We start from the raw sequence: 21,416 nt of genomic DNA on the forward strand, positions 1-21,416 counted from the left end.
TTCGTCTTTTCGTCTAAATTATGCTATCATGAGACCGTTCCACCCTAAACTTTTACTTAAGGAGTTGTCGATATGACAAGATCTTCGCATCGAAAAAAATCGAAACATGTTGCTTTGCTTTCAGCTCTTGGTGTTCTCTTAGTGCTGATTAGCTTTTATACCTATCGCAGTACATACTACACAAAGCATTTTTTGCCGAATACAGAAATCAACGGAATAAATGTCAGCGATCTAACAGTCGAAAAAGCAAATGAAAAATTAAAAGAAGCTTATTCCGATAAAAAATTATCTATTAAAGAAGATGGACAAGTCTGGCAGGAAGTACCAAAATCTGAGCTCGGCTATAAAGATGATTTCACTTCTGAGCTTTCTCCGATCCTAAATGAACAAAACGGATGGACTTGGGGAATGACTTATGTTTCAGCAGCGGAAAAACAAGAAATCGATCCTATCAGTCAAGACCACCAAAAACTAGATACTACCGTTCAGACATTGACAACTAAACTGACTGATCTGAACAAAGACCGGACACCTACAACTGATGCAACAATTGAAAAATCAGGCGACTCTTTTGTTATCAAGCCTGAAGTCAATGGAAATACCATCAACGTCGATGCTGCGGTCAAACAAGTAAAAAGTGCAGTAAATTCCGGTAAAGATACGATTGAATTAACTGAGTTCAAAGAAAAACCAAAAGTAACCTCCGGAGACAGTTCACTGAAAGAACAGCTCGAATCCATGAATGCTATCGCAAAAGTAAAAGCTACTTACAGTATAAACGGGGAGACTTTCCAGATCCCATCAAGTGATATCATAAGCTGGCTGACCTATAACGACGGAAAAGTCGATTTAGATACAGAACAAGTACGTCAATATGTAACAGATTTAGGCACAAAGTATAACACAAGTACGAATGACACAAAATTTAAAAGTACAAAAAGAGGAGAAGTTACAGTCCCAGTTGGCACTTACAGCTGGACGATCCAAACAGATAGCGAGACAGAAGCGTTGAAAAACGCTATTCTGACAGGCCAAGACTTTACTCGTTCTCCGATTGTGCAAGGTGGCACAACCGCTGATCATCCATTGATCGAAGATACGTATATCGAAGTTGATCTAGAGAACCAGCATATGTGGTATTATAAAGACGGAAAAGTAGCCCTTGAAACAGATATCGTTTCCGGAAAGCCATCTACACCTACACCTGCTGGGGTCTTCTATGTTTGGAATAAAGAAGAAGATGCAACTTTAAAAGGAACAAATGACGACGGAACACCTTACGAGAGTCCAGTAAATTACTGGATGCCGATTGACTGGACAGGTGTTGGTATCCATGATTCTGACTGGCAACCTGAATACGGTGGAGACTTATGGAAAACCCGCGGTTCACATGGCTGTATCAACACTCCACCAAGTGTAATGAAGGAATTATTCGGGATGGTCGAAAAAGGAACGCCCGTATTGGTCTTCTAACAAAAAAGAATTTATAAAAAGAACGCACCTGTACGGAACCGTACAGGTGCGTTCTTACTTATTTCAACTATGCGCTGCTTACATTTCAGCAGCAGTAAAGACTTCTGAGACATCATCATCGTCTTCTAGCTTATCTACTAGACGTTCCAATTGCTCCCGTTGTTCCTCATTTAAATCAATCGTCGTTTGTGGGATCATCGTCAATTCTGCTTGCGCTAAAGTAAACTCTTTTTCCAGCTCATCTCGTACAGCAACAAAATCTTCTGGTGCAGTATAAATCTCGAACACTTCAGGAGAAGTTTGCAGATCTTCTGCCCCCGCCTCTAATACATCTTCAAACATCGTCTCTTCATCAACAGCCAACCCATCGCGTTCAATGGCGATATACCCTTTGCGATCAAACAAGTAACTGACTGAACCCGTTTCTCCCAGTGACCCACCGTTTCGAGTAAAAGCTACTCGGACATTTGTCGCTGTCCGATTACGGTTATCCGTCAATGCATGGACTAAGATTCCTACTCCACCCGGTCCATATCCTTCATACGTGATTTCATCGTAATTTGTTTCATCTACGGCACTGGTAGCTTTTTTAATCGCCCGTTCTACATTGTCGTTTGGCATATTTGCAGCTTTTGCTTTGTCCACAACAAGCCGCAGAGCTGGGTTCATGGATGGATCAGGACCGCCTGCTTTAGCTGCCATATAGATTTCACGAGAAAGTTTCTGAAAGACTTTTCCTCGTTTCGCATCTTGGGCATTTTTTCTTCCTTGGATATTATGCCACTTACTATGTCCTGACATGATTTTTCCTCCCTTATTCTTTTGAGAATACACTTCTATTCTAGTACTATTTCACAAAAAAACAAAGCCACAGCCAATCTATAAACGCTTCTTGAATGCCGCAAAAAGCACACATAATACCACAGCAGTCAGAGCACCGATCGAATCCAACATGACATCTTGGAACATAGGTGTTCGTCCACCGGTCATCATCTGATGGAATTCGTCCAAACCCGCGTACCCTGTTGCTGAAAGCCAAGCAAGGATCGCTGTCAGCCACCAAATTTTTAGTTTAGAGAAAACACCTAAAAACAAGCTGCCACCCAAAACAAAATAAGTACCAAAATGTGCGCCCTTTCTTAAAAAAAACTCTACAAATTTGGCGTAGCCAAGATGGTCGATACTCACGATACTTCCACCATAATTAAAACGTATACCTGCTAATGTATCCTTAAATGGCTGATTAGGAAGCCAGCTTTCTAATCGCGAAACTTGTGATTGCTGTCCGTAAGTTTGAGAAGAACTGTAAAATAAGATGGCAACGACTATAAGCGCGATCACTAAATAAATATTTCCGTTTTTCAGTTGTTTTTTTGAAGAATTCATAAGTCACCTCTGTATTTATCTTAGACTTTTTTTGAAGAAACAACAATCATTTTCATAGAGACTTCTTCTATAAAAAAGTGCTATACTTAATTTTGTATTACAATATGAAGGGAGTTTTTTCATGAGTTATTCATTAAATTGGGATCTAGATTCTATTTTCCCCGGAGGAAGTCATTCTGATGCTTTGAGCCAACGGATGAAGCAATTGGAAGACCAAACGAACGAATATTATCAACGTGTAACAAAATGGTCACCTAGTTCTGACAATGCAGAGCAGCTAAAAGCGGTTCTTCAATTGCAAGAAACGATTACGAACGGCTTTACCCAATGCAACAGCTATATTACTGCATTGCTTTCTGCCAATGTCAATGATTCAGATGCAAAGATCTTATCAGGTAAGCTTTACGCCATGCTTCCTCGTCTGCAATCAGCCGAAACAGTATTGTCGAAGAAATTTGCAGAAATATCTGACAATGATTGGAATCAGATGCTTTCCCAAGGTTCGTTTGAAACAATCGCGTTTCGTTTAAACGAGATCCGTCGTGACGGTTCACAATTATTATCAGAAGCTGAAGAGAACATTATCAACACGCTCTCATTAGATGGTCTAAATGCTTGGAGCAGTCATTATGATACGATTGTAGCCAGCATTTCGATTCCCTTCGAACAAGATGGTCAAGTAGTCGAATTATCTGCTGGCCAAGCCTTCAATAAGATGATGGGCGATCCAGATCCAAAAGTCAGAGAAACACTTTTCGCAGCCTGGGAAAAAGTATGGAAAGAAAAGGCCCCCCTCTTCACAGATACTTTGAATCATTTAGATGGTTTCAGACTTTCTAACTATGAACTCCATGGCATCACGGATTTTCTGCAAAAACCATTAGAATACAACCGTTTGAAAAAAGAAACATTGTCTGTCATGTGGGAGACGATCCAAAAAAACAAACAACCCCTTGTTGATTACTTGACTAGAAAAGCCAATCTTTTCGGTAAAGAAAAAATGGAATGGCAGGATCAAGATGCACCTATTATTTTAGGCGATTTGAAAGAAAAAACCTTTAGTTTTGACGAAGCTGCTGCATTTATTATCGAAAACTTTAATAAATTCAGTCCAAAAATGGCTGAATTCGCACAATCTGCTTTTGAAAAGAGCTGGATCGAAGCAGAAGATCGTCCTGGAAAACGTCCTGGTGGTTATTGTACTGAGTTACCAGAAACGAAAGAATCAAGGATCTTTATGACCTACAGCAATTCTGTTAATGAGGTTGCGACACTTGCTCATGAATTGGGTCATGCTTTCCACAGCAGCACGATGTGGGATTTACCTTCTTTAAATCGCGAATACGCAATGAATGTCGCAGAAACAGCAAGTACATTCGCAGAACTGATCGTAGCCGATGCTACATTAAAAGCCGCAAAAACAAAAGAAGAAAAAATCAATTTGCTAGATACAAAACTGCAAAATGCTTTAGCTATGTTCATGAATATCCATTCTCGATTCATTTTTGAAAATCGGTTCTATGAAGCACGGCAAGAGGGATTAGTCTCAGAAGATAAGATCACAGAGATGATGGTTGAAGCACAAAAAGAAGGCTACCAAGGAGCTTTAGCCACTTATCATCCATATTTCTGGGCTGCAAAATTACATTTCTTTATTGATGACGTACCGTTTTATAACTTCCCATACACCTTTGGCTACCTGTTTAGTTTAGGCATTTATGCTTACGCCAATCAAAAGGGAGCAAATTTCGAAGAAGAATATATCTATTTACTACGTGATACTGCTTCAATGACGACGGAAGATCTTGCGAAGAAACATTTGAATGTCGATCTCACTCAACCAGATTTTTGGCAAGCAGGTATCGATATGGTGATTGAAGATATCCAAACGTTCATGGAATTGACAGAAGAATTCATCTGATTTCTATTTTCTCTCAATAAAAAAAGAGTTAGTCCAGAAAAGGGCTAACTCTTTTTGATTAATCATTCTTACATGCTGACAGCAAAGTCAGGTGCAAACCATTGAACTGAACCAACTTTTACGCTTTCGCCTGGTTGAGGAGCATGGATATATTGTCCTCCGCCTAAAGCAATCGCTACGTGGTAAGTTCCGCCTGGTGAACCCCAGAATAATAAGTCTCCAGCTTTTGCTTGAGAAACTGAGATTTTTGTTCCAGCTGATTCTTGAGGAACTGTCCAACCACCAATGTCACGACCAGTTACTTGCAAGTAAACATAGCGTGTGAATCCTGAGCAGTCAAATCCACTTGGATCTTTACCGCCCCAAACATATGGAGTACCGATATATTTGTAAGCTTCTGCTACGATTGCTGCACCATTCACACTTCCAGAAGGAGTTGGAGCTGGTGTAACAGGTTTTGGTTGTTCAGGTGTTGGCGTTGGAGCCGGAGTACTATTTCCTGTGCCGTTTCCTGGATCAACACTTTGATCTGTTGATGGTGTTGTAGGCGCAGGTGTTGTTGATTCTTCTGTTGAAGTTTCAGGTACAGTTGTTGATTCTTCTGTTGTTGAAGATTCAGGAACTGTTGTTGATTCTTCTGTTGTTGAAGATTCAGGCGCTGTTGTTGATTCTTCTGTTGTTGAAGATTCAGACGCTGTTGTTGATTCTTCTGTTGTTGAAGATTGAGCAGCTGATGATGATTCTTCAGTCGTTGAAGATTGAGCAGCTGATGATTCTTCTGTTGCTGAGCTTTGTGCAGTTGATGAAGCTTGAGTAGCTTGTGCTTCAGCTTCTGCTTGTTCGCGTGCTTCTTTTTCAGCTTTTTCTTGTGCTGCTTGTTGACGTGCTTGTTCTGCTAGACGTTGTTGTTCACGAATGCGTGCTTGTTCTGCTTCAGCTTCTGCTTTTTGGCGGTTCAAGTCAGCTTTCTTGTCTTCAGCAGTTGCTTGTTCAGCAGCTAATGAAGTTTTCAGTACGTTCAAATCAGCTTGTTTAGATAAAAGATCGCCTTTTTGAGATTCCAAAGCAGCTTGGTTTTCAGCTAATTCTTTTAGTTTAGCATCGTTTTCAGCTTTTTTGTCTTCTACAGCTTTTTTATCTTGTTTTTGTTGTTCCATCAAGTCGTTGTTTGCTTTTACCATCGTTGTCATTGCTTGAACGCGTCCGATAGCATCTGCTAATGAATCAGCATTCAATACAGCGTCGATATAGTTTGAGCTTGTATTGCTTACTTGTGCTTCACGTGCTTGTTTTTGGATTGTATCTTCACGTTTTTCAATACGTTCTTGTAAATCTGCAATATCTTTTACTAATTGTGCAGATTCTTGACGCAATGTGTCTTGTTTTGCTAATAGATCTTGTGCTTGTGTGTTGATTTCAGAAACTTGGCTTTCTAGGGCATCGATTTGTGATTGTGCATCTGCTTGTTGGTTTTTCAAGTCTGCAATCTTTTGATCTTGTTGTTGTATCTGAGAATCAAAATCGTCCGCCGCGGCAGCGATCGGTGATGCTACGGCAGTCAAGGTCATTGAACATACCATTACTGCTGATATTAAACTCTTTTTCACTCTTCATTCCTCCGACTGGCTTAATTTAATAAATATCTAAATATATTTAAGTCTTTCTTAACGATATAAAAATTGTACCATAGCAGTATGTCAGCGATATAATAGTTATGTTACAAAAATGTTTCAAAACAACCTCTAAAAATGACAAAACTGTTCGTTTCAGAAAATGATCATGAAAAAGGCGTGCTAAGACGGGCTTTTTTTAAGATAACAATAATTCTTTTTTAATTTCAGTCGAAAAACAAAAAAAGAAATTATTCATCACTGAATAATTTCTTAAATGGAAAAATGAATAATACAAAAATAATCATGTTCAACAGCAGTGTAGGTCCTAAGAACCTTGTAATAAAATACGTGTTATTTACTACTGCTAGTTTAAAAATCAATTGGACCACCATCGTAAACAGTTCATAACCCGTGACAAAGATAATCATACTGAAAAATTCAGTAAAGATGTTGACGTGGATGACATCTTTCATTACATACATCAACCATACGATCAAAGGGAGAGCTACTGCATAGATACCGATAACACCGATATAGTAAGCATCATAGACTGCACCGAGAACAATTGTGGTGATTAGCAAATAGCGTTTTTCAAATGCCATACTGCAACATAACAATGCCAAGATCAGAAAGTGGGCATTTGACATATAACTGCCTTTCGACCACTCTCCTAGCATTCTTGTTAAATGGCCATCTATCAACATCAAAAAGAAAAGAACGATTGGCAGATAGTACTTCATTGTTTCTTTTTTCAACATGGACTAATCCTCCGCTAGCCGTTGGACAATCGTCACAACTGACACATCATACATTTCTGCATAAGGTTTCACATAAACTTCCCGATCCAGACCATAACTGTCTGGTTTCGTTTTGATAACCGTACCGATCGGCAAGTTAGCTGGAGAATTCCCTCCAAGACCGGATGTCTGAACAACATCCCCTTCTTTGATATCCGTATCACCAGTCAATTGGGTCACCACTAATGCATGGAGTTTTTCATCATAGTTTTTAAGCAAACCGAATGCTTCGCCATTAGCCGAAGATACCCGTACTGGAAAATGATTGGAGCTTTCGTTAGAGGATGACAGTAATTCGATTTTAGACGAAGCTGTATTGACTTCGATCACTCGGCCGATCAATCCTTTTTGCGACATGACTGCCATATTTGCTTCGATACCGTCTTTAGAACCCTTGTCTACGATCAGCATGTCCTGCCAACTATCTGGTGAACGAGTAATGACATTTGCCGTTACTTTTTCGTAACTCGTCAGCGTCTGGTTCAAATCAAGTTCTTTTTTCAAAGATTCGATTTCTCTCTCGTAATTCTTGTTTTGCTGTGCAACGTCATCATAGCTATCGATTTTCTCTTTTAGCCGCTCATTTTCGGCATAAGTTGAAAAAAGATTATGGACAGAATCTACTCCGTTTCGCACCCACCGTACTGGGGCAGAGATTGTTTTATCAACCATTGCAACACTGTCATTAACGATGGATTGGAAGAAATTAGGCTTTCCTTCATTCGCTCGCTGTGCAGCGGTCACACTTAGTATCGTCACCACGATGATAACAATAACCAAGGTAATAATAATATTTTTATTAGGATTGAACTTCTTCACAAAGACACCTCGAATTAATTAGACTCTTGTGTTCAATTTTATCACTAAATGCCGGGAAACAAAAGGCAAGTTGCTCCTCTTAAGCTTTTTTTTAGTAAATAATAAATTCTGTCATTTTAGCCTGAAAGACAAAATTTTTCCTTTTGTTCATTGGTCAGTCTTTGCTTTGAATAACTGCAATCATACCATCTGAAAAAGAAAATTCAGCGGTATCTGAAAGAAACTCGTTACTTGCATAAGATGTCGGGTATTCAACTGCTTTATTTTCCAATACATACTTACTGCCTTTCAATGTAAGAGCCGAGACGGGCGTCAAACAGCAATAAGCTAGATACTTCATACTTGGAACCTGTCTTACTATATGCTTTCCAGGCAAATAATAAGCCAAATAATTTTGACGATCTCTAATAATAAGCTGATGGGCAAACGGTTTGAAGCGAGGTTCCAGACCTAACCAGAGATTGGCTAAAAGATGATCCAATCTTCCGCCTGTGGCGCCGATCAAAGTGACTTCAGCATGCGGATAACGTTCAAATGTCTTTAAGATTCCCAATTGTGTATCTGTATCGTCTTTTTCTGCGGGTGAACGGGCATACTCTTTGGCTTTTGCAAATACTTCCTTCTGCTCTTCGTTCGACAATGAATCAAAATCACCTACTGCCAGATCTACTGGGTAGCCTGCTTGAAGCAGATACAGCACACCACGATCTATTCCGACATAGGCATCGTATTTGGTCAGTAGAGGCTGCGGCCAGTTTTCCGGATTACCTCCAGCAGCTAATAAAATTTTCATTTAATCTAATGCCTCTTTTAACCGTTCGATTTGTCCGACTGGATTTTCGGCTCCATAGATATATGATCCTGCAACAAAGACATCCGCCCCTGCATCTTTACAGATTTTTGCTGTTTCTGGAACGATTCCGCCATCTACTTCGATTGCATAAGACCAATTGTTCTCTTTACGTAGATCAGCGAGTTCTGTGATTTTTTCTACAGTTTCTTCAATAAAGCTTTGTCCGCCAAACCCAGGATTGACAGTCATGACCAGCACTTGATCAGCTAAAGGCAAAACATGTTTGATCATGGAGACTGGTGTCCCTGGATTAATAACTACTCCAGCTTTGACACCTAAGCTTTTTGTCATTTGGAGTGCCCGATGGATATGAGGAGTTGCTTCTACATGAACAGTAATGATATCTGCTCCAGCTTTCGCAAATGCTGGAATGTAATTTTCCGGATCAACGATCATCAGATGGACGTCTAGCGGTAATTTAGTGACAGGTCGGATTGCCTGAACAATATTTGGCCCTAACGTGATATTTGGGACAAATTGGCCATCCATGACATCTACGTGGATGTAATCTGCGCCTCCTTTTTCTACTAACTCAATATCTCTTTGCAAATTGGCAAAATCTGCGCTCAAAATGGATGGTGCTATTTTCATTCTTGGTTCCTCCTATTTTCGTTTACCTTCTTTTTTCGTATACATGGGTTTTCTTTTCTCGATTTCTTGTAAGAATTGCAAATAATTATCGTAACGTGCCTGTGCGATATCACCTGTTTCTACTCTATGTTTCACTTCACAGCCAGGTTCTTTGGCATGCATGCACTCTCTAAATTTGCAATGGGCAGAAGCTTCCACAAATTCCGGAAATTGTCTTGGCAATTCTCCTGCTTCGATAGTCAAAAAGTCAATCGAGCTGAATCCTGGTGTGTCTGCTACTAACCCACCGTAGATAGGGAGCAGCTCCACATGCCGTGTTGTATGCCGCCCTCTTCCAAGTGCATCAGAAATCTCTCCTGTTGCTAAATTCAGTTCTGGAGATATTTGATTCAGTAGTGTTGATTTTCCTGCTCCAGACTGTCCCATGAAGACCGATAGCCGTTCTGGAAAGTAACGAATCAGTTCTGTCGTGTCCCCCGCATGATTGGGTACAATCACTGGGTAGCCTATCTTAGTATAGGTTTGTTTGATTTCTTCGATTTTTTTCGGGTCGTCTGACAAGTCGGTCTTCGTCAAAAAAATGAGCGGTTCGATTGATTCATATTCCAAGGTAACTAGAAAGCGGTCAAGCAGATTATAAGAAAATGCAGGTTCCACGATACTTGTGACAATGATTCCAAGATCAACATTTGTGACTGGCGGGCGAACTAATTGATTTTTTCTCGGCAAGATTTCCAGAAGATAGCCGTCTGTTTGATTTTCACTCTCAAAGATTACCTGATCTCCGACAAGCGGCGTGATTTTCCGATTCCGGAAATTCCCTCTTCCTCTTGTTTGATAGGTCTCTCCGTCTGCGTATACATAGTAAAAACCGCTGATTGCTTTTCTGATTTGTCCTTTGATAAGTGCCACCTCCGTTTTTGTTTATTTTACCATATGAAGAGGAAAGTAGGTGTCATTCCACGCAAACTTCTCAAAGTATAAAGCTTGTAAACTAATCAAAAGGGATAGAAAACACAAAAAGAGACTGTGACACAGTCCCTTTTTCCGAGTAAACGGTGTTCCAGAAGTAGCTTCTTCGGAAATAAGCCGAAATTTCACAAAAATTTGAGAATCAATTTTCGTAAATTCCTTCTTATTTCTTGAAGCTGATCACTTCTGTCACAACCTCTTTGTTCTATTTTATTAAAAACTTATTTTGAGCTTTCTGAGGTACTATCCGATGAACTTGTAGTGCTGGAAGATTCTTCTTTGGAAGAGCTGCTCGTACTGCTAGAGCTACTTGAGCTGCTAGAACTGTCTGAAGAATCTTTCTCAGAACTAGAAGACGCTGGGTCTGGTCCTTTAGAGTAAATCACGTTTACAACCATTCCTTTGGTAATCGTCGTACCTGCCCCTGGCACTGTACGGATTACTTTGTCCTTATCCACCGTGCTTGAATATTCAGAAGTCTCATGACCGATATATTCTGCACCAATACTAGCCAAATAACTTTGTGCTTCGCTTTTTGTATAGCCGGAGATGTCATTCAGTTTAGGTTCTGTTCCTTGGCTTACGACAAAACTGATGTAAGTTTCTTCTGCTACAACTTCACCTGAGGCTGGATCCTGACTAATGATCGAACCCGATGGCACAGTGTCGCTATAGTCATAAGTAGCACTAATGTTATTGATATTGAATCCTTGTGTAACAAGCCAATTACGGACAGTTTCGTAGTTTCCTCCTACATGACTACTCAAAGTCACTGTTTCTGGTCCTTTGCTGACTGTGAAAGTAATCGTGTCTGTTTTAGGATCGACTTCTGTATCTTCTGATGGAGATTGCGAAATGATCATTCCGCTTTCTACTTCTGAACTGAATTCCTCTTCTTTTTGAATCAAATCAGCAGAAAATCCTAATTCTTTCAAACTTGCTTCAGCATCTTCATAACTTTTACCACTGTAATCATCTAATTTGATTTTTTTCGTGCCACTGCTGATATAAAGAGTGACTTCGCGTTTTTGCTTGACTGTCGTTCCCGCTGCCGGGTCTGTCTTCACCACATTGCCTTCTTCGATTTTGTCATCTGCAATTTCTTCTGTTTTTGTTGCTACTTCTAACTTCGCTTTTGCGAGTGTTTCTCTGGCAGAAGCTTCAGAAAGATCAGAAACATCAGGAACAACAACTTCTCCTCGTCCGCCAGAAGCAAAGAACACAGCTGTTCCGATTCCTAAAACAGCGAGGACAGCTAACAGGATCAGCCACCATTTTTTCTGTCCTTTCTTTTTAGGGTCAGGCAGAACTTCTTCCTCTTCCGGCAATGTTTCGTTTCTCGGTTCGTCTTTTGGCAGAGGCATAGATTTGAATGAATCCGGCATTGGTGTATCTGCTGCAAGCGGTGTGATAACTTTTGTTTCGTTATCCATCGCATGAGGTTGCCATTTTTCTTCGTTTGCACGAGCTGGTGATAATACTGTAGAAAGATCATCAGACATTTCTTCGGCTGACTTGTAACGGTCTGCAGGTTCTTTAGCCGTCGCCCGTAAAATCACATTTTCCAGTGCTTGCGGTACATTTGGATCAAGTGCCTTTATGGATGGAAGATCATCTTGGAAATGTTTTAAAGCAATCGTCACAGCAGATTCACCGTCAAACGGCACGCTACCTGTCAGCATCTCATAAAGAATGATCCCTAAAGCATAAATATCTGACTGCTTCGTTGCCATACTCCCTCTTGCTTGCTCAGGAGATAGGTAATGAACAGATCCCAGCATCGTATTCGTCTGTGTGATCGATGTTTCAGATAAAGCAATAGCAATCCCGAAATCCGTGATTTTTACTACACCTTCGTTATCGATCAATACGTTTTGGGGTTTCAAATCTCGGTGGATGATTTGATGGTTATGAGCTAAAGAAATAGCAGAAAGAATCTGCTGCATAATATTTACTGCTGTTTCATAAGGAACAGGATAATGTGTTTGGATATATCGTTTCAAGTCCATTCCTTTGACGTATTCCATCACTAGATACTGCATATTGTCTTCTTCACCAACATCGTAAACACTGACAATATTTGGATGAACGAGTTCTGTTGCTGCTAAAGCTTCTCGCTGAAATCGTCGAATCGCGGTTTGATCATTTTGAAAGTCGAATCGTAAGACTTTGACTGCTACATCTCGATCCAAGATCAAATCGTGCGCCAAAAATACATTAGCCATACCACCACTACCGATATTCCCCGTGATTTGATAACGGCCATTTAATTTTTTTCCCAACTCGATCATACACGGTCCTCCTTATATTCGATAAGAAGAACGGTGATATTATCCGCTCCGCCTGCTTCATTGGCACGATCAATCAGCTCAGTTACTTTATGGGACAACGGGCCTTCTTGATTAATGATCGTTCCTATTTCTTCTTCAGATAGCATATTCGTCAAGCCATCTGAACATAACAGCAAGCGATCTTTTAGTTGCCAAAGATGAGTAGAAACATCTACTTCGACTGTTCCTGGCATGCCGACAGAACGTGTTAAAATATTCTTTCTTGGATGGTTCACTGCCATTTCTTCGCTGATTTCCCCTGATTTGACTAGTTCGTTAACTAAAGAATGATCCTCTGTCAATTGCATGATTTTATCTTCACGAATCAAATAAGCTCTGCTGTCGCCAACATTAGCAATCGTGAACCAGTCATCTGACAGAGCTGCCGCTACGATTGTTGTTCCCATACCGTTATATTCCGGCTGTTCTTGTCCTCGCTGATAAATCAGCACATTTTCCTCTTGAATCGATTGAATGAACCACTGGGCGATTTTTTCATCGTCGGCAGCTTCTTGTTCTTCCCAAGCTTCGCCTAGATTTGTTACCGCCATTTGACTAGCAATGTCTCCAGCACGGTGCCCACCCATCCCATCTGCTAATACAGCAAGCTTGAGACCTGACCGGCTAGTAAATACACTGGCATAGTCTTGATTGGTGTTACGTCGTCTTCCTACATCTGATTGATATTCAATCTGCATTTTTTCACCTCATTACTTTTTGCGCAAACAACAAATGAAAAATCCATCTGTGTAAAACTGATGCGGATACAAAGTCAACATTTTCTCTACGATTGATGATTGTAGCATAGGATCGGTCAAAACATCAATCCTCTCAAAATCAGGGTGTCTTTCCAAGAAAGCAGAAACAACGTCTTGGTTTTCTTCTTTTAAGATCGTACAAGTACTATAAGTCAGAATACCGGAAGACTTTAAAGCTGGTGCGCAGCTTTCTAAAATTTCCAATTGGATTTTTGGTAAATTCGCTAATTCATCCGGCTGCTTTTTATAACGGATGTCTGGTTTTCGCCGAAGGAGCCCTAGACCTGAACAAGGCGCGTCTACTAAAATCCGATCGAACTGCTCTGGTTCAAACTGCTTGCTGACTTCTCTAGCATCCATCTTTTGAGCGTAAACAGCAGAAGAGACACCCAGACGTGTTGCATTTTCTTCAATGAGTTTGACTTTGTGTTCATGTACATCTAAAGCAATCACTTCCCCGCCGCATGAAGGATCCAAAAAAGAAGCAATATGTGTCGTCTTACCTCCGGGTGCTGCACAGGCATCTAAAACATGATGTTCAGGCTCGATTTGCATAGACGGCGCTACAAGCATCGAACTTTCATCTTGGATCGTCATGACACCATCGTGGAACAATGAGCTAGAAGCTAAATGCCCTTTTTTCGCTACTATACCGTATGGACTGACTTGGCTTTTTTCAGCTGTGATCTCTTCTTCTTGCAAAACAGTGATGGCCTGATCTCTGGAAAGTCGGCGTGTATCTACTCGGGCACTAGCATGGCTAGGCTGATATAGCGATAAACCGAGCTTTTCAGTTTCTTCGTAACCGATTTGATCCACCAACCGTTTCGTCATCCATAGAGGCAGGCTGATTTTGACAGAAAGCCTTTCGATAGGATCAGCAATGCCTTGCAGATCTGGTGCTCCTTGACGCTGATAATTCCTCAAAACACCATTTACAAATTTTCCTGTCCCAGGATTTCCTTTTACTTTCGCGATTTCGACCGCCTCGTTTAAAATAGCATGTGCAGGGACTTTATCTAAAAATTCTAATTGATATACAGACAGATACAGAAGCGTCTTGACCCAGTCATCCACTTTTTTTGCTTTAGCGATCAATGGTGCAACGTAAAATTCCAATAGTCGCTGATGGCTAATCGTACCGTAGATCAATTCTGTAAATAGACCCACATCTTTTTGATTTAGCTCGCTTTGTTTAATCATCTCATTCAACAAAAGATTCGAGTAGGCGCCGCCCTTGTTCACTCGCTCTAATGTCAGTAATGCCATATATCGTACAGATTTTTTCATTTTTTTAGGGATTTTTTTCATTATTTCACCTGCTGACCAATCTGAACTTGCTGACCGCTTCCGTTAAGAAAATCGTGTACGGCTTGTTTTCCTTTACCAGCTGGCTGCAATTCATTGATGGCTAATACGGTCTGTTTACCGCAAGCAATCCATAGATTTTTTTTGTCTTTTCGGATGATCGTGCCTGGTGCTTCGTCTGTACTTTCTGCCAGTACTTCAACCGATAATAATTTCCAGCGTGTACCTTCATAGGTCGTGAATGCAATCGGCCAAGGACGCATCCCGCGTACTTGGTTGTCGATTTCTTCTGCAGTTTTATGCCAATCGACCGCTTCTTGTTCACGTGTGATGTTTGGCGAAAAAGTGGCTTTTGACTCGTCTTGAGGGACTGGTTTTTGTCCATTCAAAATATTAGGCAATGTTTCTAGCAATAGCTTTCTTCCTAAAAGGCTAAGCTTTTCAAACATCGTCCCCACATCATCTTGTTTAGTGATTGGCATGCTTTCTTGCGCATAGATTCCGCCTGCATCCATTTTTTTGATCATTTCCATGATCGTTACACCAGTTTCTTTCTCCCCATTCATGATGGCATAATGAACAGGCGCACCTCCCCGATATTTAGGAAGTAAAGAAGCATGGACATTGATTGCCCCTAATTTTGGCACTTGCAATAACTTTTCAGGCAAGAATTGGCCAAACGCCGCAGTGACGATCACATCAGGTGCCAATTCAATGATTTCTTCCATTTCTGGCGAACCGGAGATTTTCTCTGGCTGCAACACACGGATACCGTGCTTTAGAGCAGCTTCTTTTACCGGTGTCGGCGTAATTACTCGTTTCCGCCCAACTGGACGGTCGGGCTGTGTGACTACTGCCTGGATCTCGTAGCCTGATTCTATCAACCCTTCAAGAATTGGCACAGAAAAAGCAGGTGTGCCCATAAATACTAACTTAGTCATCAAGATGTTCCTCCATATATTCTTCAAGTTCTTCTTCCGGGATCTGCTGTACCATTTTCTCAATGAACAGAATACCGTCTAAGTGATCGATTTCATGCTGGAAGGCACGGGCTAAATAGCCGAAAGCTGTCACTTCTATCTCTTCTCCATCGCGGTCATAATAGCGTACAGTCACTTCATCTGCTCGCTTGACTGTTCCATAGACATGCGGAATACTGAGACAGCCTTCTACGTCCATGCTTTCACCTTTTGCTTCAATGATTTCTGGGTTTATCAGTTCGAATTTTTCGCCTTCATCTACTTCGATCACAGCGATTCTCTTGTTTTGTCCTACTTGAGGAGCAGCAATCCCTATTCCGTCATTCGCAATCATCGTCTCATATAAGTTGTCTAACAAAGCAATCGTTTCGTCCGTGATCACGTCGATTGGCTGAGCAGGTCTTTTTAATTTATCATTAGGGTGGATCAATATAGGATAGCGCATAAGTTGGTCCTTTCTTAAATAAAGTTTAATGGTTCGTTGTCAATTGCCACAAAAAGGCCTTGCCGCTGTTCTTTCTGGCTTCCATTCAAGATTTCATCCAAAACATGGGGAAGATTCGGTTCATGTTTATATTTGATGATCAGTTGATAATAGTATCGATTTTTCACTCTCAAAATCATGCTGGGTGTTGGTCCTAGTAACAAACTTTGAGGACTTAATACTTCTTTTAGCTGATTGGCAATCTGAAAGATTTTCTTTGCCGCCACTTGTTCTTCAGGATGGCTGGCAGTTATTTTCACAGTAAAGTAATAAGGAGGGTAGCCTCCACGATGCCGTACATGCATTTCCTGCTGATAAAACTGTTCATAGTTTTGTTTTTTAGCCAATTCTATGGCGTAATGCTGAGGATTGAACGTTTGGATCACGACTTCGCCAGGTTTTTCCGCTCGTCCTGCTCGACCTGAAACTTGGGTCAGCAATTGGAATGTATGCTCGCTAGAACGAAAATCCGGTAAATTCAGGGAGGTATCGGCATTCAACACGCCAACTAATGTGACTTCTGGAAAATCCAAGCCTTTAGCGATCATTTGTGTCCCTAATAAAATATCTGCTTCTTTTGCACCGAATTTTTGTAAAATCTGTTCGTGTGCCCCTTTTCTTCGGGTGGTATCTACATCCATACGCAAAATCCTAGCTTGCGGATAAAGTTCTCGGAGTTCCTCTTCTACTTTTTGGGTGCCTGTCCCATAGTAGCGGATTTTGTTGCCCCCACAATTGGGACAGCGATTAGGAATAGGTTCTTCGTGTCCGCAATAATGACAGCGCATCGAACGTGTATCCATATGCAAGGTAAGAGAGATATCGCAATTAGGGCATGGGAGAACAAATCCGCAGTCTCTGCACATCACAAAAGACGAATATCCTCGACGATTGAGCAGTAGGACAGTTTGTTCTTTTTTGTCTAACCGATCTTGTATCTTTTCCTGCAAATTAGCAGAAAAAGTAGAGGTCCGATGATTCTGAAACTCTTCACGCATATCTACGATCTCAATAGCTGGAAGTTGTGCAGCTGCTTTGGCTCGGTGGTTCAACTGCAATAACTGATACACGCCTTTTTGAGCTCGTGCTCTTGATTCCAAAGAGGGTGTCGCACTTCCAAGGACTATTGGGCAATGATGGTATTTACTGCGCCAAATAGCTAAATCTCTCGCATGGTAACGCGGCGTCTCATCTTGTTTATAACTTGATTCATGTTCTTCATCGATAATGATCAATCCTATATTTTTCAGCGGAGCAAAAATAGCAGAGCGTGCGCCTACTACTACTTGTGCTTCTTCCCGCTCGATCTTGCGCCATTCATCATATTTTTCACCTTGGGAAAGTCCGCTATGTAAGACCGCAACTGATTCACCGAAGCGTCCTTTGAATCGCTCGACCATTTGCGGAGTCAATGCGATTTCAGGCACTAACATTATAGCCGTTTTATTTTCTGACAAAACATCAGCGATTGATTGAAGATATACTTCTGTTTTTCCACTACCGGTGATTCCCTCTAGCAAAAAGACCTGATCTTTTTGTTGCTGACCTGCTGTGATGATTTGTTCGACAGCATTTTTTTGTTCTGCATTCAGTTCCAATGCCGTCGTTTGGTCAAATACTCGGTCTTGATAAGGGTCGCGATAACGTTCTGATTCTACAAACTCCAACCAACCCTTTTCTTTTCCTTGATTCAAGACAGCAGTACTGATTTCTTTATCTTTGAAATAAGCGATTGGTTCTTCCTGGCTCATTTCAGATAAACACAAAAGAAGCTCTTTTTGTTTCTTGGCATTTTGCCGTAATTTTGCCCATTCTTCTTCGATTTGCTTTTCAGTTAATAGGGAACGGACCAAACGAATCGTTTTTACTTTATTTCGTGTATGGACTTCGTATTTGATATCTACTAACTGCTCTTGGCGCCAACGAATCAATTGAGAAAGGCTGCCTTCTTCTTCTGCTTCTTTCCAAGAAATCACTTCTCGTTGTCCAAACAATGCCTGAATTTCTGGTGTATCTGCCAAAGGATAGATCAATTTATCATATTCTGCTTTCATCACACTCGGAAGCATCGTTTGTAGACAAGTGATTTTGAATGCATAAGTGATTTTTTTCATGTAATCAGCTAATGAAAGTAATTCTTCATTGACCACCGGAGCAAGGTCCAGCAAACGGATCACTGCCTTCAACGATGGGTTAGCTGATTCTTCTGATTTTTGGATAGCCATAACAAATCCTTGGACATGACGATTGCCATTACCAAAAGGGACCTCTACCCGCATCCCGACTTGCACAGCTGTTTCCATTTCAGAGGGAACCAGATAGGTGAATGGCTGATCGGTCTGCATAGTAGGTACGTCCACAATGACTTCAGCTGTTAATGTCATGGTTCGTTTCCTCCTTTTTTTGTCTTTTCATATCAAGCGACAAAAAGTTCCTTGCCTATTTTACTAGAGATCGTTGGATTTGTCTTATTTTCTGCCAAATCCTAACAAAAAATTAACAGCGGATAAGAAAAAAAAGAACTGTGTCAAAAAGTTCAGACACAGCCTTTTCTACCAGACAATAAGGGGCGAATGTTTGAAAAGGAAACCGCTGGGTTTGCTTTTCTTTTTAGATGTTCGCTCTACTTTTCTTTATTACATTTTTTGCTCTTCGCGGATACGTGATTCCAATTCGTGTTGTTCACGCTCTTTTTGAGCTTGACGTTCCTCTTCTTCCATCTTCAAACGTTCACGTTTTAATTCAGGATGAGGATCATTGACTACATTCCCTGCATCGATTTCTTCTAAAGCTTGACCAACGCTTTTTACTGAATCAAAAGAATCTAGAGTGGGTTGTGCACTTGCATCCAACTCATGTGCGCGTTTGCTTGCTAAAATTACTAGAGAATATTTTGAATTTACACGATCTAATAGTGAGTCAATTGAAGGTTTTAACATCATAAGACTACATCTCCTTTAACATTTTAATATATTTACCGATTACGCGATCTACTCGAAAATGTTCACTGGCAATAATGTTTTTGATTCGTTCAACTGCTAGCGGCACTTCATCATTCACAACAGCATAGTCGTAAAGAGCCATCATTTCGATTTCTTCTTTTGCAACTTTCATTCGTTCTTCGATTACTTCGTCTGCATCTGTTCCTCGGCCTACGATCCGTGATTTTAATTCCGCTAAATCTGGCGGAGTCAAAAAAATGAATACACCATCGGGCACTTTTTCTTTGACTTGTTTTGCTCCTTGGACTTCAATCTCCAAGAAAACATCTTTTCCTTCATCCAATGTCTTGTTGACATATGACAAAGGCGTTCCATAATAATTCCCGACATATTCTGCGTATTCCAGCATCTCTCCAGCTTCGATCATTGATTCAAACTCTTCTTTGCTTCGGAAGAAATAATCAACGCCTTCGACCTCCCCTTCACGCATTTTACGGGTAGTCATTGAGATTGAATACTGAAAATCATTATCCTCACTCTCAAAAATTGCTTTTCGTACTGTGCCTTTTCCTACACCGGATGGACCAGACAACACGATTAATAATCCACGCTCTGACATGACGACGTCCTTTCAACTAGTCTTTTTGTACTTATCGTTTATTTTGCACTTTTTTTCTGCAACTTTCAAGGTTATCTTTAATTATAGCTAGAAATTGGTAAAAAAGCTACCCTGTAACCAAGAGGTCGTGAAAAAGCTGCCCTGCATCAAGTAATAAGAACAGCCAAATAAAAATGGCTTCTCACATTTTTGCATAAATTTGACTTCATAATGAGAAAACGGATTTTAAACATGATTTATTTAGAATAAAAAAAGGTTATGACACGTATTTTGTCACAACCCCAAAATGGATTTCAAGAGCAAAGAAGCTAAGCGAAGAAATGCAATTCTGTTTATTTACTGTATTTCTTTGTTCAACATCCTTGCTAAAAGCCCATATTGGACAAAGTATTCACTACACCCATGATTTCATCTTTTCGAGAACGTGCTTTTTCTGTCGGATCTTCTACCTCTTCTGTGTCGATTCGAACAATAAATTTCCGATTCATCGTCACGTAAGCACCGTCGTTGATCAAAATAAACAGTTCGTTCTCATTATAGTCTGCACAGGCATCTTTCCATACGTCAAAGCCGTTTTTTTCAGAAGGAATATCCCGTTTAACAACAGTTTTTCCACTTAATTCGTGGAACGTTACGTCATAGTATTTCATTGTCTCTACCTCTTTCGTCATTCAATATTTTGGACCTGTTCTCTGATTTTTTCTAAGATCGTCTTGGATTGGACGACTTGATTTTTAATTTCGATTGCATTTGATTTGGAACCGATCGTGTTGATTTCCCGATTCATTTCCTGGATCAGAAAATCTAATTCCCGGCCTACAGGACATTGCGCCTCGATAAGTTCATCTAGTTTTTGGACATGGATCGCCAAACGGTCCAGTTCCTCGTGGATATCTCCACGTTCCAGCAAGATAGCCATCTCCGTCAGCAACCGTTGCTCATCCACTTTCGCTCCAAGAAATTCCTCCAGCTTTTTTTGATACCTTAATTGAAACTCCTGTTCATAGACATCTACAAAACTATTGAGTTTTTTTAGTACTTGTTTGAATTCTTCCGTGTTCTTTTTCAGCACCGAAGCTAAGGCTTGTCCTTCTTTTTCTCGACTGGCTTCAATAGAATCAAGTGCACTTTTCAATGTATCTAGAGCTAACTGTGCCAATTCTTCCATGCTCTCTTCCGGTTTTTCTTCTACCGTTACGAAGTTTTCATCCAGCGCGAAGCGTTCCGCCAGCCGACGAATTGACACTTGATTTTGACTCCCGTATCGTTGTTGAATCCCGTCTGTCAATTGGGTGATAAGTGAATCAATCAATTCCCAATTGATGACGATCTGCTTTTCGTTTTTGCCAATATAAGCTAGATTCACAAATACCTCGATCCGTCCGCGGCTTAACTGCTGTTTGATAAGCTGACGAAAATCGTTTTCAATAAAGTTCAGGATTTTAGGACTTCGTATTTGGACATCTAGAAAACGCTGATTGACACTTTTTATTTCGATATCTAGCTGATATGCTTTTGTTTCGCGGATGGCTTTGCCAAAACCAGTCATACTTTTCATTCGACAGGGTCC

General features: G+C 40.6%; 20 protein-coding genes. 2 read left to right on the plus strand and 18 right to left on the minus strand.

All coding sequences use genetic code 11. The annotated features are described in order from the left end of the window. The first annotated feature begins 72 nt into the window (after positions 1-72). Positions 73-1,473, plus strand: coding sequence for a L,D-transpeptidase family protein (locus tag IGJ53_RS13065; RefSeq protein WP_259742260.1), 1,401 nt, complete (start codon positions 73-75; stop codon positions 1,471-1,473). Between the two features lie 78 nt (positions 1,474-1,551). On the opposite strand, the gene IGJ53_RS13070 is transcribed toward IGJ53_RS13065, so the two are convergent. Beyond that, positions 1,552-2,274 (minus strand): YebC/PmpR family DNA-binding transcriptional regulator, encoded by a 723-nt coding sequence (locus IGJ53_RS13070; protein WP_259742259.1) that lies wholly within the window; start codon positions 2,272-2,274, stop codon positions 1,552-1,554. A gap of 78 nt (positions 2,275-2,352) precedes the next feature. After that, a complete protein-coding gene (locus tag IGJ53_RS13075) occupies positions 2,353-2,859 on the minus strand; it encodes a VanZ family protein (protein ID WP_259742258.1) in 507 nt (168 codons plus the stop codon). Between the two features lie 121 nt (positions 2,860-2,980). Here IGJ53_RS13075 and IGJ53_RS13080 point away from each other — a divergent pair, with 121 nt between their 5' ends. Then, positions 2,981-4,780 carry a M3 family oligoendopeptidase gene (locus tag IGJ53_RS13080; protein WP_259742257.1) on the plus strand — a complete coding sequence of 600 codons (1,800 nt, stop codon included), beginning with the start codon at positions 2,981-2,983 and terminating at the stop codon, positions 4,778-4,780. A 68-nt stretch (positions 4,781-4,848) separates the two neighbouring features. On the opposite strand, the gene IGJ53_RS13085 is transcribed toward IGJ53_RS13080, so the two are convergent. From IGJ53_RS13085 to IGJ53_RS13160, 16 genes are all read right to left on the minus strand, one after another. Further along, positions 4,849-6,387 (minus strand): C40 family peptidase, encoded by a 1,539-nt coding sequence (locus IGJ53_RS13085; protein WP_438750423.1) that lies wholly within the window; start codon positions 6,385-6,387, stop codon positions 4,849-4,851. A 254-nt stretch (positions 6,388-6,641) separates the two neighbouring features. Continuing rightward, complete coding sequence (mreD, locus tag IGJ53_RS13090; protein ID WP_010733140.1) at positions 6,642-7,151, minus strand: rod shape-determining protein MreD; 510 nt, start codon at positions 7,149-7,151, stop codon at positions 6,642-6,644. Positions 7,152-7,154: 3 nt separating this feature from the next. Beyond that, positions 7,155-8,009, minus strand: coding sequence for a rod shape-determining protein MreC (gene mreC, locus IGJ53_RS13095; protein ID WP_002293051.1), 855 nt, complete (start codon positions 8,007-8,009; stop codon positions 7,155-7,157). A 154-nt stretch (positions 8,010-8,163) separates the two neighbouring features. After that, entirely contained in the window at positions 8,164-8,802 is a 639-nt protein-coding gene (locus IGJ53_RS13100; protein WP_438750425.1) for a thiamine diphosphokinase, read from the minus strand. Beyond that, on the minus strand, positions 8,803-9,453 hold the full coding sequence (rpe, locus tag IGJ53_RS13105) for a ribulose-phosphate 3-epimerase (RefSeq protein WP_002373619.1): 651 nt from the start codon (positions 9,451-9,453) through the stop codon (positions 8,803-8,805). Between the two features lie 12 nt (positions 9,454-9,465). After that, positions 9,466-10,365: a ribosome small subunit-dependent GTPase A gene (gene rsgA / locus IGJ53_RS13110; RefSeq protein ID WP_010733138.1), complete on the minus strand. Its 900-nt coding sequence runs from the start codon at positions 10,363-10,365 to the stop codon at positions 9,466-9,468. Between the two features lie 281 nt (positions 10,366-10,646). Next, on the minus strand, positions 10,647-12,716 hold the full coding sequence (gene pknB / locus IGJ53_RS13115; RefSeq protein WP_010733137.1) for a Stk1 family PASTA domain-containing Ser/Thr kinase: 2,070 nt from the start codon (positions 12,714-12,716) through the stop codon (positions 10,647-10,649). Next, positions 12,713-13,453 carry a Stp1/IreP family PP2C-type Ser/Thr phosphatase gene (locus IGJ53_RS13120; RefSeq protein ID WP_002373615.1) on the minus strand — a complete coding sequence of 247 codons (741 nt, stop codon included), beginning with the start codon at positions 13,451-13,453 and terminating at the stop codon, positions 12,713-12,715. The genes pknB and IGJ53_RS13120 overlap by 4 nt, the downstream gene beginning before the upstream one ends. Before the next feature lie 12 nt (positions 13,454-13,465). Then, on the minus strand, positions 13,466-14,824 hold the full coding sequence (gene rsmB, locus IGJ53_RS13125) for a 16S rRNA (cytosine(967)-C(5))-methyltransferase RsmB (protein WP_010733136.1): 1,359 nt from the start codon (positions 14,822-14,824) through the stop codon (positions 13,466-13,468). Then, a complete protein-coding gene (gene fmt, locus IGJ53_RS13130) occupies positions 14,824-15,762 on the minus strand; it encodes a methionyl-tRNA formyltransferase (protein ID WP_002373612.1) in 939 nt (312 codons plus the stop codon). Before fmt ends, rsmB begins: the two co-directional genes overlap by 1 nt. Continuing rightward, complete coding sequence (gene def / locus IGJ53_RS13135; RefSeq protein ID WP_002373611.1) at positions 15,755-16,246, minus strand: peptide deformylase; 492 nt, start codon at positions 16,244-16,246, stop codon at positions 15,755-15,757. Before def ends, fmt begins: the two co-directional genes overlap by 8 nt. A 14-nt stretch (positions 16,247-16,260) precedes the next feature. Continuing rightward, positions 16,261-18,669, minus strand: coding sequence for a primosomal protein N' (gene priA / locus IGJ53_RS13140; protein WP_010733135.1), 2,409 nt, complete (start codon positions 18,667-18,669; stop codon positions 16,261-16,263). A 252-nt stretch (positions 18,670-18,921) separates the two neighbouring features. Then, the gene (gene rpoZ, locus IGJ53_RS13145) at positions 18,922-19,227 is read right to left on the minus strand and encodes a DNA-directed RNA polymerase subunit omega (RefSeq protein ID WP_002287365.1); all 306 of its coding nucleotides are present in this window, start codon (positions 19,225-19,227) and stop codon (positions 18,922-18,924) included. Positions 19,228-19,231: 4 nt separating this feature from the next. Further along, positions 19,232-19,846, minus strand: coding sequence for a guanylate kinase (gmk, locus tag IGJ53_RS13150; RefSeq protein ID WP_002287358.1), 615 nt, complete (start codon positions 19,844-19,846; stop codon positions 19,232-19,234). A gap of 365 nt (positions 19,847-20,211) precedes the next feature. After that, positions 20,212-20,496 (minus strand): hypothetical protein, encoded by a 285-nt coding sequence (locus tag IGJ53_RS13155; protein ID WP_002287356.1) that lies wholly within the window; start codon positions 20,494-20,496, stop codon positions 20,212-20,214. 17 nt (positions 20,497-20,513) lie between these two features. After that, positions 20,514-21,404 carry a YicC/YloC family endoribonuclease gene (locus IGJ53_RS13160; RefSeq protein WP_010733134.1) on the minus strand — a complete coding sequence of 297 codons (891 nt, stop codon included), beginning with the start codon at positions 21,402-21,404 and terminating at the stop codon, positions 20,514-20,516. Between the last annotated feature and the right edge of the window lie 12 nt (positions 21,405-21,416).

It is taken from the genome of Enterococcus sp. DIV1283b (genome assembly GCF_051710965.1).
Taxonomy (GTDB): domain Bacteria; phylum Bacillota; class Bacilli; order Lactobacillales; family Enterococcaceae; genus Enterococcus_B; species Enterococcus_B lactis.